We start from the raw sequence: 17,347 nt of genomic DNA on the forward strand, positions 1-17,347 counted from the left end.
AAACGGGGTTTTTTGTTTTGTAACGGTTCCGCAGACCAGACCTGCATACCCCCGACCGCGTTAGTGATGGGAGCGGCATCCTTTTGCGGACAGCCGGAACTTTCTTTTCCCCTAAAACCCACACCCGCAAAAGATACAGCGAACAGCACGACCCGGAGGGAAACGCCCAGAATCTAAATTATGTAGGTTTAAAAAATGTTAAATTATAGTCAATTGTAGAAGGTTGTATATTGATATTTGAGACTTTTTGAATTTGAATGAGTATTTTTGCTCTTCAATTATTTTATTTAAACATGAAGAAAAATATTTTATTGTTGGCGCTTTTTGCTGTTACAAGTTTAAGTGCTCAGCAACGTCCAAAATTAGTTGTGGGTATAGTTGTCGATCAGATGAAAATGGAATATTTATATCGATTTTCAGATGACTTTTCTCCAAATGGCTTTAAAAAATTAATGAATGATGGATTTGTTTTCCAAAACATGCATTACAATTATATGCCTACCTACACTGCTCCTGGGCATGCTTCAATTTATACTGGTACAACACCTGCTACTCATGGAATTGTAGGGAATGAATGGTTTAGTAGAACTCTAGGAAAAGAAATGTACTGTACTGATGATGCAGGAGTGAAAACAGTAGGTGATGGTACTGCAGAAGAAGGTGCCATGTCTCCTAAAAATCTTCAAAGCACTACTATTACTGACGAAGTTAGAATGGCGACTAATTTTAATGGAAAGGTAATAGGGATGAGTTTAAAAGACCGTGGAGCTATATTACCAGCTGGACATTTTGCTAACTGGGCATTTTGGTATAGCAAAACAGGGTCGTTTATTTCTAGTTCTTTTTACGGTGAAAAATTACCTGATTGGGTTACTGAATTCAACAATGAGAAAAACTACTTAAAATATATTAATAAAGGCTGGGATTTATACAAGCCTGCTTCTGTGTATAATGAAAGTCTTCCAGATAATAATCCTTATGAGGGTAAATTGCATGGAAGTGCAGCTCCAGTTTTTCCATACGATTTGAAATCTATGTATGAGAAAAATGATGCAGGAATTATACGAGCGACTCCTTTTGGGAATGATTTGTTAGCTGAATTTGCAAAAAAAGCAATTGAGAAGGAAGAATTAGGAAAAGATAATATTACAGATTTCTTGACGGTTAGTTTTTCTTCTACAGATTATGTTGGCCACTTACTTGGACCAAGATCTATGGAGCTTCAGGATACTTATTTGAGATTAGATCAAACTATTGCTGACTTTTTAGCTTATTTGGATAAAACGGTTGGAAAAGGAAATTATTTATTATTCTTAACTGCTGATCATGCAGGTGCTGAAAATGTAATTTATTTGAAAGATCGTAAATATAATGTAGATAATTATCCTTCTAAAGAAGTTAAAAAGAGCTTACAAGATTTTTCTACAAAAACTTTCGGTGTTGATTTGATTCAAAACTATTCAAACTTTAATATTTTCTTTAATAAACAAATTATAAAAGATAAAGGTTTAGATTTGGCACAGGTAAAAAAGGCTTTTAAAGAATTTTTGATTTCGCAACCTCAAGTTAAGAGAGTTTATACTGAAGAGGATATTTTGGCTAATGGCGGAAATGACTACGCGCTAAACTTTGTGGCTAAAGGTTATGATGTGACTCAAAATGGTGATTTAGTAATTGTTGACAAGCCTGGAGATATCGAGTATACTGCAACAGGAACATCTCACGGAACAATTTATAGCTATGATACTCATGTTCCAGCAATTTTTTATGGCTGGGGAATCAAAAAAGGAGAGTCTTATGACAAAAAAGCTATTACAGAAATTGCTCCTACGATAGCACAGAAAATTAAAGTTACTTTTCCAAACGGAACTGAAGCAAAAGTTATGCAAGAAGTTCTAGATTCAAAAAAATAAAAACAAAGTTATTGAAAACCTGTCTGAAGAGACAGTTTTTTTTATGCCATAAAAAAAGGCTTTTCAATATTGAAAAGCCTTTTATAATAGGTGACTTAGTAAGCACTTATTTTAGTATTAACACTATGCGTTTGCTAATACTATTTCTTCGTTAAAAGGAAGATTCCAAGCTTCAGCAACTCCTTTGTAAAGAATTTTTCCATTAGCAACATTTAATCCTTTTTTCAATTCTTCATTTTCAGCGCAAGCTTTCTCCCATCCTTTGTTTGCTAATTGTACAGCGTAAGGCAAAGTAGCATTAGTTAAAGCTAAAGTAGAAGTGTAAGGAACAGCTCCTGGCATATTAGCTACACAATAGTGAACGATATCGTCAATAATGAAAGTTGGGTTTTCGTGAGTTGTAGGAGTACAAGTTTCGATACATCCACCTTGGTCAACAGCTACGTCAACTACAACAGTTCCTGGACGCATTAATTTAAGCATATCACGAGTAATTAAGTGAGGTGCTTTTGCTCCTGGAATTAGAACTGCTCCAACGATTAAGTCAGCATCTTTAATTGCTCTTGTAATATTGTAATGGTTAGACATTTCTGTATTTACGTTAGCTGGCATAATATCGTCTAACTGACGTAAACGAGGCAAACTTAAATCCATGATAGTTACCTGAGCTCCTAAACCTGCAGCCATTTTTGCAGCTTGAGTTCCTACGATTCCTCCACCTAAAACTAATACTTTAGCTGGTGGAACTCCTGGAACACCACCTAAAAGAATTCCTCTTCCTTTTAATGGTTTTTCTAGGTATTTTGCTCCTTGTTGAATTGCCATACGACCAGCAACTTCAGACATTGGAACTAATAATGGTAAACTTCTGTCTGTTTTTTCTACAGTTTCGTAAGCTAAACAAACAGCTCCTTTTTCTAACATTGCATGCGTTAATTCTTCAGAAGATGCAAAGTGGAAATAAGTAAATAATAATTGATCTTTTTTAATTAATGGATATTCAGAAGCAATTGGTTCTTTTACTTTAACAATCATTTCTGCAATTGCATAAACGTCTTCAATTGTTGGTAAAACAACTGCGCCTGCTTCGGCATATTCTTCATCAGCAAAACCACTTCCTAAACCAGCTGTAGCTTGTACATAAACTGTATGTCCGTGTTTTTTCATTTCTGATACACCTGCAGGAGTTAACGCAACTCTGTTTTCGTTATTCTTGATTTCTTTTGGAACACCTATTATCATTTTATTCTATTTTTTGTTTTTTGTTGAATTTGTTTTACAAATCTACAGAGAGAGAATAAATTATGGTTTAAGCGTTGTTAAATAAGAAAATATTATTTTATTTTTTATTTTTACAGAAAAATATTCTGTTTGGAGTTAAATTTTATTCTTCAAAAAGAAAAAATGACTAAAAAATATTAATCTAATAAAACGTTTTCGTTATGGCTTTAGATGAAATTGACAAAAAAATCTTACGACTTTTACAAGAAGACGCACATTACACTTTAAAAGATATCGCAAACAAAATAAATTTGTCTTTGACACCTGTGCATGATCGGGTGAAACGTCTTGAGAAAGATGGTATTATAGAGAAATATGTGACGATTTTAGACAAGAAAAAATTAGGAAATAATCTCACAGTTTATTGTCAGGTGACGCTTACCAAGCAAACTTATGATACATCAGAAGGATTTAATCAATCGATCTTAAACTTGCCAGAGGTTGTAGAATGTAATTATGTTTCAGGAAATTTTGATTATATGTTAAAGATTATAATTCCGGATATGGAAAGTTATCATCATTTTCATCAAAAAAAATTATCAGTTCTTCCAGAAGTTTCTTTGATTAATACCGTTTTTGTAATATCGGAAGTGAAAAGTACGACGGTTTTACCGATTTAATTCAATAAAAAACCACCAAGAAATCTTGATGGTTTGATAAAAGAGTTAGTTTGGTTGAATTAATAATAAGTATAACGTCTTACTTTGGCAATATATTTTGCTAAACGTATGACTTGATGACTATAGCCAAATTCGTTATCATACCAAATGTACAATACAATACTTTTTCCGTCTTTAGAAACAATAGTGGCATTACTATCATAAATAGCTGGAGCAGAAGTTCCAACGATGTCAGAAGAAACAAGTTCATTGTTTAATGAATATTTAATTTGCTCTACCAATTCTCCTTCAAGAGCATATTTCTTCATAATCTTATTTATCCCAGCGATAGATGTAGCTTTTTTAACGTCTAAATTTAAAACGACCAATGATCCGTTGGGTACAGGAACACGAATGGCATTTGAAGTTAATTTTCCTTCTAATGAAGGCAGTGCTTTTGCAACAGCATTTCCTGCGCCAGTTTCGGTAATTACCATGTTTAAAGCAGCAGCTCTTCCACGTCGGTATTTTTTGTGCATATTATCAACCAGATTCTGATCGTTTGTATAAGAATGAATGGTTTCTAAATGTCCTTTTGCAACTCCTAAAGTTTCTTCGATTACTTTTAAAACTGGAGTAATAGCGTTTGTTGTACAAGATGCGGCAGAGAAAATATTAACTTCGTCTGGATTGTAATCATTGTGATTTACACCGTACACAATGTTTGGTACGCCTTTGCCTGGAGCGGTCAATAAAACTTTTTCCACTCCATTAGATTTTAAATGTCTTTTTAAAGCTTCTTCTGTTGTATAAGCGCCTGTATTATCAATCAATAAAGCATCATTGATTTCATATTGTGTATAATCTATTTCTTCTGGAGAATTTGCTGATATAACATGAACAGTAGTTCCATTAATTATTAAGGCATTGTTTTTAGTATCGGCAATTACAGAACCATGAAAATCACCATGAATTGAATCGTAACGAAGAAGAGAAGCTCTTTTCCCTAGACTTGTAGCATCGTTTTTATCTCTTGTGACAATTGCTCTTAAGCGCAATTGGTTTCCTTTTCCGGTTTTAGACATTAGCTCTCTTGCTAATAAACGTCCGATTCTTCCAAAACCATAAAGAACAACATCTTTAGGATGAATTTCTTTTGATGATTTTGCTTTTTTCAATTTATCGATAACAAAATATCTTGCATCAGGATATTTTTCATCTTCGAATCCATATTCATAAGTTAATTTTCCAAGATCTATTTTTGCAGGTGGAAGATCTAATGAAGAAACGACTTTGGCAATTTCGACAGAGTCAAATATGGTAATAGGTTTTCCAACAAATTCACCAGCATATTGATGAAGATTGATAATATCGCTGACATTTTTATCCAGTAATTGGTTTTTAAATAAAACCATTTCTATCGATTTGTCATACCATAAATCACTTATGATTTTAATTAATTCGACACCAGCTCTTCTTCGGTCGACTTGTAAGGATACCTCTTTTTGGTACAAAGATTTGTTGTTCATAATTTAATAAATTGAAATAATAAAACACTCACTTATTTTATAATTTGGCGCAAAAGTATCTATTTCAATCGATTTCGTAAACTATTTTAGCATTTATTTTTGAAAATGAAAAAGCCACCTTAAATTTATTAAGATGGCTTTTTTTAGTTTTCAGTTCCAGTCTCGGTTTTCAGTTTTTTTTGATAACTGTAAACTGTGACTATAAACTGTGACTTAAATAATAATTCTAAAAACTTCTCCGTTTCTGTTGATCATTTCGATTCGCACACTTTGTCCTTCGTCTTTTTTACTTAAGAGTTTCGAAACCGTTTCAACATTTGTAGCTTTTACATTATCAATGCTTAGAATAATATTTCCTTGCAATTCATTTTGATATTGCATTAAATTCTCGTTTGTGATGTTTTTGATTTTTACACCATAATCAATTCTGAATTTTTTCTTATCCGCAGCGTCGATGTTTTCTAATTCAATACCTTTAAATTCGGCGCTGTAAAACTCATTTTTACTTAAAGTTACGGGAACTGTTTTTGTTTTTCCGTCTTTAATATAAGTTACTTTTACAACATCATTTGGACGTTTGGTATTAATATAGCCAGATAAATCAGCATAAGTAGAAATGTTTTGATCATCCAATTTTACGATTATATCTCCTTTGCCTAAACCAGCTTTTTCTGCACCAGAATTTTTAGAAACTCTGTTAATGTAAAAACCTTGTGTTTCGGTTATGCCTAATTCTTTAGAAGCCATTGCATTCAATTCTCCACCTTCAACTCCAAGAATTCCTCTCTGAACATTTCCATACTCCATTATATCTTCGATAATTTTTCGAGCGATATTAGAAGGAACTGCAAAAGAGTAACCAACGTAAGAACCAGTCATTGACGAAATCATAGTATTAATACCGATTAATTCTCCTCTAGCATTTACTAACGCTCCACCGCTATTACCTGGATTTACGGCAGCATCTGTTTGAATAAAAGATTGAATACCGCTTTGATCTAAATTTCTGGCTTTCGCCGAAACAATTCCGGCAGTTACAGTTGATGTCAGATTGTACGGATTTCCAACTGCCAATACCCATTCACCCACTTTTACACTGTCAGAATTTGCGAAAGCTGTGTAAGGAAGTTTTTCATCTGCGTTGATTTTCAACAAAGCAATATCCATTTTAGAATCTGTGCCAATTAATTTTGCTTTGTATGATTTTTTATTATTTAAAGTAATCTCGATTTCTGTTGCGTCTTTAATTACGTGATTGTTAGTCACAATGTATCCGTCTTCAGAAATAATTACACCAGAACCAGTTCCTACTTGTTCTTGTTGCTGCTGTCCTCCGTAACCGTAGAAAAATTCAAGCATTGGATTACTTACAGTTCTTCGAGAAACGTTTTTAACGTGAACAACAGTATGTACAGTTTTGTCTGCGGCTTCGGTAAAATCTAGTGTTTCAGCTCCTAAACCAACATTTTTTCCGTAAGAGTTAGGGGCAAGAGTTACAACAGAATTTCCTTTTCCAAAAAAAGAATTGTTGCTTTCAAATAATAACTTGTAAGCACCAAGAGTAATAGCACCACTCAATAATGACACTAAAAATAAGGCTGAAAATCTTTTCATATTAAAATATGTAATTAAGTTATTAGAATTTATGTTCATGTTTTATTTAACGTAAAATTACTTCAAAAAATTATTTGTAAAAACGGTTTAACTCTCTTTAACAGTGATTAACATTTTCTTAATTAATAGTTCGTATTTTTGTGTAAAATTATGTAGCTGGAGTTTTATAAAGTACAATGTAATTAATAATAATTTAAGAGAATTGTTGTTTTTATAGTTGTAATTTTATTTTTAAAAGGGTTAATGTTTAAAGATTTAATATATTGTTGAAGCTCTAATTGTCTTTAAAAAACAAACAAAATCTATTATTTTAAATGATAACATTAAAGGGAGAATCGATTTATTTGCGTGCGCTCGAACCACAAGATTTGGAGTTTATTTATGCCATTGAAAATGATCAGAGCATTTGGGAAGTTAGTAATACACAAACTCCATATAGTCGTTTTTTGATAAAACAATATTTAGAAAATGCGCATCAAGATATTTATGAGGCAAAACAACTTCGTTTAGCTATATGTCGTGATGAAGATTTTCCGGCTCTTGGATTGATTGATTTATTTGATTTTGATCCTCGAAATAATAGGGCAGGAATTGGTATAGTAATTCAGAAAGATGAAAATAAAGGACAAAATATTGGTTCTGAGGCTTTAGAGCTTTTAATAAAATATGCTTTTTACAATTTAAACCTTCATCAGCTGTACGCAAATATCGGAGTAGAAAATGAAGCTAGTATCGCACTTTTTACTAAATTTGGTTTTGAGAAAATCGGAATAAAAAAAGATTGGATTTTGCTTCACAATAAATATCATGATGAAGCAGTTTTTCAACTAATTAATAAATAAATTTAAATTTTAAGCTTTGAGTCTAAAGAAAATTATCACGATAAGTGCTGTGGCCATAATTTCAGTTTTATTGATTTATGGTTTTATTTTAATCAGTAAAATTTTTAGTTCTAATACTAAATTCGAAGAAAAAGAATTATACGTCTATGTGCCAACAGGTGCAAATTATGCAGATGTAAAGAAAATACTAACTCCTTATGTAAAAAACTTTGACAACTTTGAAATGGTTGCCGAAAAGAGAGACTATCCTGAAAATGTAAAATCAGGTCGTTTTCTTTTAAAGAAAGACATGAATAATATCGACTTAGTTCGTGCAATGCGTTCTAATATTCCTGTGAAATTGGTTTTTAATAATCAGGAACGATTAGAAAATTTTGCGGGAAGAATTGGTAAAGAAATCGAAGCTGATAGTTTATCTTTAGTGAAAGCTATAAAAGATTCTACTTTTTTAGCTGCAAACGGATTTAATGAAGATAATGTGTTTGCAATGTTTATTCCGAACACTTATGAAATTTATTGGAATACCTCTGCTGAGAAGTTCCGTGACAAAATGATTAAAGAATATCATACTTTCTGGACTGACGAAAGAATTGCTAAAGCAAAAGCACAAGGATTAACCCCGGTTCAGGCTACAATTTTAGCTTCAATTGTGCATAAAGAATCAGTTAAAAAAGACGAAAGACCGCGCATTGCCGGAGTTTATTTAAATCGTTTACGTTTAGAAATGCCTTTACAAGCAGATCCGACAGTTATTTATGCTTTGAAACTTCGTGATAACGATTTTGATCAGGTTATAAAAAGAGTTTTTTATAATGATTTAGTAATGAAATCGCCTTACAATACTTATGTAAACAAAGGACTTCCTCCTGGACCAATTGCAATGCCTGATATTACAGCATTAGAAGCAGTTTTAAATCCAGAGAAAAACGATTATATTTATTTCTGTGCAAGTGTGGAGCGCTTTGGATATCATGAATTTGCTGCAACATTAGCAGAACATAATGTAAATGCAAAAAAATATTCTGACTGGATCGCAAGTCAGGGAGTAACGAGATAATTTACTTTTAAATAAAAATAATAACCGAAGTCAATTTAACTTCGGTTTTTTTATTGCTAATTTTTAATGGGAATTGGTTTTTATTTTAAAAATTATCGAATTACTATTTTGGACATTTTTTAAATTGAAAGTGATAAAAATTTACACATTTTGTGTTCTCAAATTTTACAAAATTCAAAAAATCATTTTCAAAAAAGACACAAAAACGCCAATTTTATTGTAGTCTATTTCTTTCTTTTTTAATGAATTTGCTTAAAATTAATATAAAATTGAATTTTTTTTGATCCAAAATTTCAATTTTCAACGTTAAAAAATCGTTACCAAAATCTTTCGGAATCCATTAGTATAGTTGGGATTAAAGCGAATTCTACTTTTTCTTTAAAAACGTTAAAATGCTGGTTTTAAGCATATTTTGAAAAAGCCTTATCTTTGCACCGTAGAAATTTCAAGAGGGTGACAGCGTTTTGAAGAAAAACAATTTATGATAAAGAAATGGTATTTTTATGCGAGTTTAGTCGTTATTATTACATTTTTAAGTTTGGGTTTTATTCCCAATAAAGTAGAAACCAAACCTTGGTTTTTAGTTGAAAAAACGGATGGATCAGAATACATTTTTCCATCGAAAGAAAAAGATGATTATCCTAAAACCAACGTCCCATACACAGGAAATCACCTTATAGGATTTAAAGAAGCTGTAGCTTTTAAAGAATCACAAGGGAAATACAGATTAGTTAATTCTCTTGGTTACATGGGTAAATATCAATTTGGTTCTAAAGCTTTAAGAGCAATTGGAATTAATGATAACAAAGCCTTTTTAAAAGATCCTGCTCTACAAGAAAAAGCTTTTACGGCTTTATTAGCCAAAAACAAATGGATTTTACGTTACGAAATCGAAAAGTACAACGGTAAAATCATCAATGGTATTGAAATTACCGAATCTGGAATTTTAGCTGCAGCACATTTAGGTGGTGCAGGTTCTGTAAAGAATTTTTTCAAAAACAAAGGAGGCAGACATTTTAGGGATGCTTTCGGAACTTCTTTGAAAAGCTATTTGAGAGATTTTGCGGGTTATGATCTTTCTTTTATAGAGGCAGATAGTAACGCAACAGTAAACGACTAAATGAAAAAAGAAAATCCCTTGTTAAAAGGGATTTTCTTTTTAATCTATTAAAGCTTCTAATATTTTTATTGCGGCTTCGCTAATTTTGGTTCCAGGTCCAAAAACGGCTGATGCTCCAGCATCAAACAAAAATTGATAGTCCTGAGACGGAATTACACCGCCAACAATTACCATAATATCTTCTCGTCCGTGTTTTTTTAGTTCGTCAATAACTTGTGGAACTAATGTTTTATGTCCTGCTGCAAGTGATGAAACTCCCAAAATGTGAACATCATTTTCAACGGCTTGTTTTGCTGCTTCGGCTGGAGTTTGAAATAACGGACCTATATCCACATCAAAACCTACATCGGCATAACCAGTTGCTACTACTTTAGCACCGCGGTCATGACCATCTTGTCCCATTTTGGCAATCATAATTCTAGGGCGTCTTCCTTCTTGTTTGGCAAAAAGATCTGCTAATTGTTTTGCCTTTTCAAAATTCTCGTCATTTTTTATTGCTGCACTATACACTCCGCTAAAAGATTTAATTTGTGCTTTAAAACGACCGAAAACAGTTTCCAAAGCATTACTGATTTCTCCTAGTGTTGCTCTATTTCTAGCTGCTTCAATTGCGATTTCTAATAAATTGCCTTGTCCCGTTTGTGCACAAAGGATTAATTTTTCTAGTGAATTATTTACTTTTTCAGAATCTCTGGTTTGTTTTATTTCTTCAAGACGTTCAATTTGCTGTTTACGAACTAATTGATTGTCTACATCCAAAATATCTAAAGGATCTTCTTTTTCTAAACGGTATTGGTTTACACCAACAATAATATCTTGCCCGCTGTCAATTCTGGCTTGTTTTCTTGCAGCAGCTTCTTCAATTCGAAGTTTCGGAATTCCAGCTTCAATGGCTTTTGTCATACCGCCCAATTCTTCTACTTCTTCGATTAATTTCCAGGTTTTTTCAATAATTTCATTGGTCAAACTTTCAACATAATAACTTCCTGCCCAAGGATCAACCGTTTTGGTGATTTTGGTTTCTTCCTGAAGAAATATTTGAGTATTTCGAGCAATTCTTGCCGAGAAATCCGTTGGTAATGCAATAGCTTCGTCTAAAGCATTGGTATGAAGAGATTGTGTTCCGCCAAAAACTGCTGCAGAAGCTTCTATACAGGTTCTCGCTACATTATTAAATGGATCTTGTTCGGTTAAACTCCATCCGCTGGTTTGGCAGTGTGTTCTTAAAGTTAGAGATTTATCACTTTTTGGATTAAACTGTTTGAGCAATTTTGCCCAAATCATTCGTCCGGCTCTCATTTTGGCAATTTCCATAAAATGATTCATTCCGATTGCCCAAAAGAAAGATAATCTTGGAGCAAATTCATCAATCGTCATTCCGGTTGATAATCCGGTTCTAATATATTCTAAACCATCGGCCAAAGTATATGCCAATTCAATATCGGCTGTAGCACCAGCTTCCTGCATATGATAACCAGAAATAGAAATCGAATTGAATTTTGGCATTTTTTTGCTCGTAAATTCAAAAATATCGGCGATAATTTTCATTGATGGAGTTGGAGGATAGATATACGTATTTCGTACCATAAACTCCTTTAAAATGTCATTTTGGATGGTTCCTGCTAATTTTTCAGGACTAACACCTTGCTCTTCAGCAGCGACAATATAAAAAGCCATGATAGGCAAAACTGCGCCATTCATAGTCATTGAAACTGACATTTCGTCTAAAGGAATCTGATCGAAAAGAATTTTCATATCTTCAACAGAATCAATCGCTACGCCAGCTTTTCCAACATCGCCAACAACTCTTTCGTGATCTGAATCGTAACCACGATGCGTTGGTAAATCAAATGCGATGGAAAGTCCTTTTTGACCTGCGGCTAAATTTTTTCTATAAAAAGCATTACTTTCTTCTGCTGTAGAAAATCCTGCATATTGACGAATCGTCCACGGACGTCTCACGTACATCGTGGCGTACGGCCCGCGTAAGTTGGGTGCAAAACCAGCTCCGAAATCAAGAAACTCTAAATCTTCGATATCTTTCTCCGAATAATTTCTTTTGATTTCAATTCCTTCAGCGGTTGTAAAGTTATCTGCCAAGTTTTCTTGACTTTCAACTTTCGACTTTTGATTTTGAAGCGTAATATGTTTAAGGTCTTTTCTCATTTTGTATCAATGACTACTGAAGATTTTTAAGCGAATTAATCATATAATTCATTATTAAATAATATGGCAAATAATAAAACAATATTGCTAAAAGCATAGCTGAAATCCCTATTAAAATCTTTTTATAGTTTTTATATGTAAATCCGATTGTGAAAAAAATTAGACAGGTAACTATCATAACTAATGATAATACCCAAAATATAATAAAATAAATTCCCATTTATTCCAATTCTAATCGTTCTTGCTCCATTTTTTCTGCTAACCTTTTTTCTATAATTGGTGTAATTAATGTTTTTCTTGGTTTGATTTTTACAAAAGGAAACAATTCTAAATCGTGTTTCATTCTGTCTTCTTTATTCGGATATTTATTGGTTCCTAATAAAATTTCTTTTTTAGAATCGAATAATTCTTGCTCTTTATTGGCGCTTTCCTGAATTTTCTTTTTGATGGTTCCGTCATTCAAAAGTTTCAAGAAACCTCCGTTTGCTTCGATATCTTTAAATAAAACCAAAGCTTTTTCGGCCAATTGCATGGTTAAACTTTCGATGTAATAGCTTCCGTCTGCTGGATTATTTACTTTGTTGAAATAACTTTCATGTTTTAAAATCAAAAGCTGGTTTCTCGCAATTCGATCGCCAAATTCATTGTCTTTGTGATACAAGGAATCGTATGGTAAATTGGCAATGGCATCTGCGCCACCCAAGATTGCCGACATGCATTCGGTTGTAGTTCGCAGCATATTGACATTGTAATCGTAAATGGTTTTATTGCGTTTGGTTGGCGTTACCAAAAAATGACATTTTATATTCGGATTATATTCTGCTGCAATTAAATCAAACAACATTCGAAGTGCACGAAGTTTAGCAATTTCAAAGAAATAATTACTTCCAACTGATATTTGAAAAACTACTGATTTTGCAGTATCAGAGAAACGATTTAAATACTCGTTTGCATGTGCTAAGCTATACCCGATTTGCTGAGTAATATTGGCTCCAGCATTTTGGTACAAACCTAAGTCTACACTTAATAGATTTAGATTGGTTGTGTTTTTAAAGAGTAATTCTAAAGTTTCAAAATTGTTTTTCTCCGAAGTTGTAAACCAGTTTCCATCTTTTGCTAATTGTCCGATTGGGTCAAAATTGCAATAAAAATTAGCTTTTTTCTGAATTGAAATTGTATCTAATTTTTTAACGAAATCGATTGAGATGAAAGTGAAATTAAAGTAAACAGTTTTGTTTTCTAAAGGAAGATTTTCTAGTAATTTTTGAATGTCAATTTTATCATTTTGGATGGTAAAACGAAGGCTTTCTGCACCTCTTTCTAAAGTGTTTAAAGCGCGTTCGATAGATTTTTCAATATCAAAAACAAAGATATTTTGGCAGATTTTAAAATCTGAGGCTTGCGTATTTACGTTTGCTGCTTTTGTAAATTCATCGCTGTGATAAAAAGGTTTTACCTGAATATCTTCTGGCGAATTCCAAATAACAGTTTGATTGTAATCGGCTCCATCTAATTCAAACTGAATTTTTTGTTTCCATTGTTTGGATGAAATCGGATTAAAATCGTCGAATAGGTTAGTGGCCATTGTATTTTGTTTGATTATTCTTTTTCCTGGATGGTGTCTCCTTCAAATTGTATGATATAAATATCTTCGCTGTCTTTTTTCATGAAATACTTTTCGCGAGCATATTTCTCAATTTGTTCCGGATTTTTGAGCTGTTTGATCTGCTCTTGATCTTTTTTGATTTCTTCTTGATAATATTTTTTATTATCCTGAAGTTCATGAATTTGTTCATCTAAAAAGCGATGATCAAAATAAGAGTAATTGTCTAGAAATAACATCCAAACTATAAAAAATAGCAATACCCAAACGTATTTGTTTCCTAGGTATTTGAACCATTTTTTGTCTTTGTATGGATTTTTAAATTTCATTTTAAACGAATATTTCTTTTGAATTTGAGTGGTTGTTTCTAGCCCCGATAGAGCCGGTATCCTTTTTATGGCTTTTTCCGCCATAAAAAGATAAAGGCGAAAGCGGGAATCAGCTCCTAATTATTATGGACTAAATTTACGATAAAAATTATGAAATCCTCTGATTAATTACAGCACGAACGACATCAATTGCTACCGTATTGTATTTGTCATTTGGAATAATGATATCTGCAAAAGCCTTAGAAGGCTCGATAAATTGCTCATGCATAGGCTTTAAAGTCGTTTGGTAACGGTTTAAAACTTCGTCAATATCACGTCCGCGTTCTGAAATATCTCTTTTTAAACGACGAATTAATCTTTCATCAGAATCTGCGTGAACGAATACTTTAATATCGAACATATCTCTTAATTCTGGATTGGTTAAGATTAAAATTCCTTCTACAATCATTACTTTTCTTGGATGTGTTGAAACCGTATCGTCTGTTCTGTTATGTTGAACGAAAGAATAAACAGGCTGATCGATTGTTTCTCCAGCTTTTAAAGCTTTTAAATGTTTTACCAACAAATCAAAATCTATCGCTCTTGGGTGATCAAAATTGATTAATGCTCTTTCGTCAAAAGATAAATTGGTGGTTTCTTTATAATAAGAATCCTGAGAAATTACCCCAACTTCTGTATGTGGCAATTCGTTCATAATTTGGTGTACTACTGTTGTTTTTCCACTTCCTGTTCCTCCGGCGATTCCTATAATGAGCATAAATTTGTTGTTATAATTTGTTACGCAAAAATAATAATTTAACTGAATCGCTAAACATAATATCTTTTTTAAACCATATAAGTAATATAAGTAAATTTAAGCTAGAAAATATTTAAACAAAATGTTACTTAACTGAAATAATTGCTGTTATATTGATAAAAGACCGAATAATTTATTTTTTAAACCATATAAGTAATATAAGTTCATTTAAAAACATTGCGCAAAAACTTATAATCTCTTAAATTAACTTATATGGTGAAAAAAAAGCAAAAAAAATCCCGAAAGTAAACCTTCGGGATTTCGTGCAATCAGTATAGTTTTAAAAAATATTCTGAATTTAGTAAGCACTTGTAATTATTTATTCTTTTTTGCTTTTATCATCATTTCAAGCTGATCCCAAAGTTCTTCTGGAATTGCTTCTAATAAATTGAATTGTCCAGCACCTTTTAACCATTCTCCTCCGTCAATCGTGATTACATCTCCGTTTATATAAGATGAGAAGTCAGATACTAAATAAGCGGCTAAATTTGCCAATTCTTGGTGATCTCCAACTCTTTTTAATGGCACTTTTTTAGCCATATCAAATTTCTCTGAAAGATCTCCAGGTAACAATCTGTCCCAAGCTCCTTTTGTTGGGAATGGTCCTGGAGCAATGGCATTAGAACGAATTCCGTATTTTGCCCATTCTACAGCAAGACTTCTTGTCATGGCTAAAACTCCCGCTTTTGCTGTCGCACTTGGAACCACATAAGCAGATCCTGTCCAAGCGTAAGTTGTCACAATATTTAAAATCGTTGCCGAAGTTTGTTTCGTGTCAATCCAGTGTTTTCCAAAAGCTAGTGTACAGTTTTTAGAACCTTTAAGTACGATATCTATAACAGTATCAAATGCATTTGCAGATAATCTTTCTGTTGGCGAAATAAAATTTCCTGCCGCATTGTTTAAAAGAACATCCACTTTTCCGAAAACCTTCAAAGTTTCTTGAAGCATGTTTTCTACTTCTTTGTAATGACGTACATCACATTGAAGCGGTAAACATTTACCTCCTGTCTGGCTTTCCAGTTCGGCAGCTGTAGTTTTTAACTTCTCTAAATCTCTAGAAGTTATCGCTACTTGAGCTCCTAATTCGAGAAAATATTTAGTCATAGCTTTACCTAAACCGCTTCCGCCGCCTGTAACGACAATGACTTTGCCTTGTAAAGCATCATCACGTAACATTTTGTCTGTGTAGCTCATACTTTTTCTTTTTTTGCAATATTAGTTAAATTAAATAGGATGCGTGCATAATAATGTTATAAAATTTTAATAAACTTTATATTTTGCATAATTTTTTTGCTGCAGATTCTAATGTGAAGTCATCTTTTGCAAAGCAAAAACGTATTAATTTTTGATCTTTATGATCGGAATAAAATGTAGAAATCGGAATTGCAGCAACGCCATGATCGATAATTAGGTTTTTGCAAAAAGTAACATCATCTTCATTTGAAATGTTGGCATAAGAAGCAACTTGAAAATAAGTTCCTTCACAAGGCTTTAATTCGAAACGAGTGTTTTGAAGCAGTTTCTGAAAATAATCTCTTTTTTCTTGATAGAATTTCCCCAATAAATTTACATCGACAACATCAAGATATTCGCTTATGGCAAACTGAGAAATGCTGTTTACACTGAAAACCAAAAACTGATGCACTTTCTTGATTTCTTTCATTAAATGCTCAGGAGCAATGGTGTAGCCAATTTTCCAGCCTGTAATATGAAATGATTTTCCGAAAGAAGAAACCATTACGCAACGTTCTAAAAGAAAATCTTTGGTATGTGCCGAAATATGTTTTTCTTCGAAAGTAATGTATTCGTAAACTTCATCAGACAAAATAATAATGTCAGGATATTTTTCAAGAAGATTTTTTAACTGGATAAAATCATTTTCGGTTAAAATTTTCCCAGTTGGATTATGCGGATTATTGATAATCATCATTCTGGTTTTTCCAGAACATGCTTTTTCAATTCTTTCCCAATTTGGAGTGTAATCGTCATTTAAAGCGACACGAACAGGTTTTGCTTTGCAAAGTAGAACAGGAGATTCATACGAATCGTAACTTGGATCGAGAATGATTACTTCGTCATTTTCTTTTACTAAAGCCAAAATAGTGGTAAAAATTCCCTGAGTCGCTCCAGCGGTAACCAAAAGTTCTGTTTCAGGATTGATGTTTCTGTTATAAGAACTCTGAGTCAATTCCACAATTTTGGTCATCAATGGAGGATAACCTGCCATTGGAGTATATTGGTGAACGTTTTCTTTTGCTAATCTCGCTACAATATCAGTCAATTTCTCATCTACAGGAAAGTTTGGAAATCCCTGTGAAAGATTTATGGCATTGTATTCGGCAGCCATTTTTGACATTACCGTGAAAATACTTGTGGTCACATTTGGGAGTTTACTCATGATTTGTATTTATTGGGATCGTTAAATAGTAGCGAACTCTTACAAGTGAGTCATTTTGCTTACCAGGAAACCATTTTGGACATTTTTTCAAAATACG

14 protein-coding genes are annotated in these 17,347 nt (G+C 32.7%); 5 read left to right on the top strand and 9 right to left on the bottom strand.

What is annotated here, in order from left to right; translation table 11 throughout:
* Positions 1-293 precede the first annotated feature (293 nt).
* Complete coding sequence (gene pafA, locus VGE71_RS00825; RefSeq protein ID WP_331136604.1) at positions 294-1,913, top strand: alkaline phosphatase PafA; 1,620 nt, start codon at positions 294-296, stop codon at positions 1,911-1,913.
* A gap of 123 nt (positions 1,914-2,036) precedes the next feature.
* On the opposite strand, the gene ald is transcribed toward pafA, so the two are convergent.
* Positions 2,037-3,155 carry an alanine dehydrogenase gene (gene ald / locus VGE71_RS00830; protein ID WP_331136605.1) on the bottom strand — a complete coding sequence of 373 codons (1,119 nt, stop codon included), beginning with the start codon at positions 3,153-3,155 and terminating at the stop codon, positions 2,037-2,039.
* A 200-nt stretch (positions 3,156-3,355) separates the two neighbouring features.
* Here ald and VGE71_RS00835 point away from each other — a divergent pair, with 200 nt between their 5' ends.
* The gene (locus tag VGE71_RS00835; RefSeq protein ID WP_053474073.1) at positions 3,356-3,814 is read left to right on the top strand and encodes an Lrp/AsnC family transcriptional regulator; all 459 of its coding nucleotides are present in this window, start codon (positions 3,356-3,358) and stop codon (positions 3,812-3,814) included.
* Positions 3,815-3,873: 59 nt separating this feature from the next.
* Here the strand turns inward: VGE71_RS00835 and VGE71_RS00840 are convergent, their stop codons facing one another.
* Complete coding sequence (locus VGE71_RS00840) at positions 3,874-5,322, bottom strand: glyceraldehyde-3-phosphate dehydrogenase (protein WP_331136606.1); 1,449 nt, start codon at positions 5,320-5,322, stop codon at positions 3,874-3,876.
* 213 nt (positions 5,323-5,535) lie between these two features.
* Entirely contained in the window at positions 5,536-6,936 is a 1,401-nt protein-coding gene (locus VGE71_RS00845) for a trypsin-like peptidase domain-containing protein (RefSeq protein WP_331136607.1), read from the bottom strand.
* Positions 6,937-7,250: 314 nt separating this feature from the next.
* Between VGE71_RS00845 and VGE71_RS00850 the strand changes: the two genes are divergently transcribed.
* The 3 genes from VGE71_RS00850 to VGE71_RS00860 all read left to right on the top strand — a co-directional run bounded on the left by VGE71_RS00850 (position 7,251) and on the right by VGE71_RS00860 (position 9,955).
* Positions 7,251-7,778 (top strand): GNAT family N-acetyltransferase, encoded by a 528-nt coding sequence (locus tag VGE71_RS00850; protein ID WP_331136608.1) that lies wholly within the window; start codon positions 7,251-7,253, stop codon positions 7,776-7,778.
* 16 nt (positions 7,779-7,794) lie between these two features.
* Positions 7,795-8,835 carry an endolytic transglycosylase MltG gene (gene mltG / locus VGE71_RS00855; RefSeq protein ID WP_331136609.1) on the top strand — a complete coding sequence of 347 codons (1,041 nt, stop codon included), beginning with the start codon at positions 7,795-7,797 and terminating at the stop codon, positions 8,833-8,835.
* 481 nt (positions 8,836-9,316) lie between these two features.
* Positions 9,317-9,955, top strand: coding sequence for a peptidoglycan-binding protein LysM (locus VGE71_RS00860; RefSeq protein WP_331136610.1), 639 nt, complete (start codon positions 9,317-9,319; stop codon positions 9,953-9,955).
* A 39-nt stretch (positions 9,956-9,994) separates the two neighbouring features.
* Here the strand turns inward: VGE71_RS00860 and scpA are convergent, their stop codons facing one another.
* The 6 genes from scpA to VGE71_RS00890 form a co-directional block, all read right to left on the bottom strand.
* Positions 9,995-12,121 (bottom strand): methylmalonyl-CoA mutase, encoded by a 2,127-nt coding sequence (gene scpA, locus VGE71_RS00865; protein ID WP_331136611.1) that lies wholly within the window; start codon positions 12,119-12,121, stop codon positions 9,995-9,997.
* A 220-nt stretch (positions 12,122-12,341) separates the two neighbouring features.
* Positions 12,342-13,706, bottom strand: a complete 1,365-nt coding sequence (locus VGE71_RS00870; protein ID WP_331136612.1) for a methylmalonyl-CoA mutase subunit beta — start codon at positions 13,704-13,706, stop codon at positions 12,342-12,344.
* Between the two features lie 14 nt (positions 13,707-13,720).
* Positions 13,721-14,053 (bottom strand): septum formation initiator family protein, encoded by a 333-nt coding sequence (locus tag VGE71_RS00875; protein WP_331136613.1) that lies wholly within the window; start codon positions 14,051-14,053, stop codon positions 13,721-13,723.
* 148 nt (positions 14,054-14,201) lie between these two features.
* The gene (gene udk / locus VGE71_RS00880; protein WP_331136614.1) at positions 14,202-14,810 is read right to left on the bottom strand and encodes a uridine kinase; all 609 of its coding nucleotides are present in this window, start codon (positions 14,808-14,810) and stop codon (positions 14,202-14,204) included.
* Between the two features lie 354 nt (positions 14,811-15,164).
* Positions 15,165-16,046, bottom strand: coding sequence for an SDR family oxidoreductase (locus VGE71_RS00885; protein WP_331136615.1), 882 nt, complete (start codon positions 16,044-16,046; stop codon positions 15,165-15,167).
* A 76-nt stretch (positions 16,047-16,122) separates the two neighbouring features.
* A complete protein-coding gene (locus VGE71_RS00890; RefSeq protein ID WP_331136616.1) occupies positions 16,123-17,250 on the bottom strand; it encodes a methionine aminotransferase in 1,128 nt (375 codons plus the stop codon).
* Between the last annotated feature and the right edge of the window lie 97 nt (positions 17,251-17,347).

The organism is Flavobacterium sp. (genome assembly GCF_036405015.1).
Taxonomy (GTDB): Bacteria; Bacteroidota; Bacteroidia; order Flavobacteriales; family Flavobacteriaceae; genus Flavobacterium.

Bases quoted from the DNA above. Each gene is read 5' to 3' on its own strand.
- scpA (WP_331136611.1), bottom strand. From the start codon at position 12,121: ATGAGAAAAGACCTTAAACATATTACGCTTCAAAATCAAAAGTCGAAA.
- VGE71_RS00850 (WP_331136608.1), top strand. From the start codon at position 7,251: ATGATAACATTAAAGGGAGAATCGATTTATTTGCGTGCGCTCGAACCA.
- VGE71_RS00860 (WP_331136610.1), top strand. From the start codon at position 9,317: ATGATAAAGAAATGGTATTTTTATGCGAGTTTAGTCGTTATTATTACA.
- VGE71_RS00885 (WP_331136615.1), bottom strand. From the start codon at position 16,046: ATGAGCTACACAGACAAAATGTTACGTGATGATGCTTTACAAGGCAAA.
- VGE71_RS00845 (WP_331136607.1), bottom strand. From the start codon at position 6,936: ATGAAAAGATTTTCAGCCTTATTTTTAGTGTCATTATTGAGTGGTGCT.
- VGE71_RS00890 (WP_331136616.1), bottom strand. From the start codon at position 17,250: ATGAGTAAACTCCCAAATGTGACCACAAGTATTTTCACGGTAATGTCA.
- ald (WP_331136605.1), bottom strand. From the start codon at position 3,155: ATGATAATAGGTGTTCCAAAAGAAATCAAGAATAACGAAAACAGAGTT.
- VGE71_RS00840 (WP_331136606.1), bottom strand. From the start codon at position 5,322: ATGAACAACAAATCTTTGTACCAAAAAGAGGTATCCTTACAAGTCGAC.
- udk (WP_331136614.1), bottom strand. From the start codon at position 14,810: ATGCTCATTATAGGAATCGCCGGAGGAACAGGAAGTGGAAAAACAACA.
- VGE71_RS00875 (WP_331136613.1), bottom strand. From the start codon at position 14,053: ATGAAATTTAAAAATCCATACAAAGACAAAAAATGGTTCAAATACCTA.
- pafA (WP_331136604.1), top strand. From the start codon at position 294: ATGAAGAAAAATATTTTATTGTTGGCGCTTTTTGCTGTTACAAGTTTA.
- VGE71_RS00835 (WP_053474073.1), top strand. From the start codon at position 3,356: ATGGCTTTAGATGAAATTGACAAAAAAATCTTACGACTTTTACAAGAA.
- VGE71_RS00870 (WP_331136612.1), bottom strand. From the start codon at position 13,706: ATGGCCACTAACCTATTCGACGATTTTAATCCGATTTCATCCAAACAA.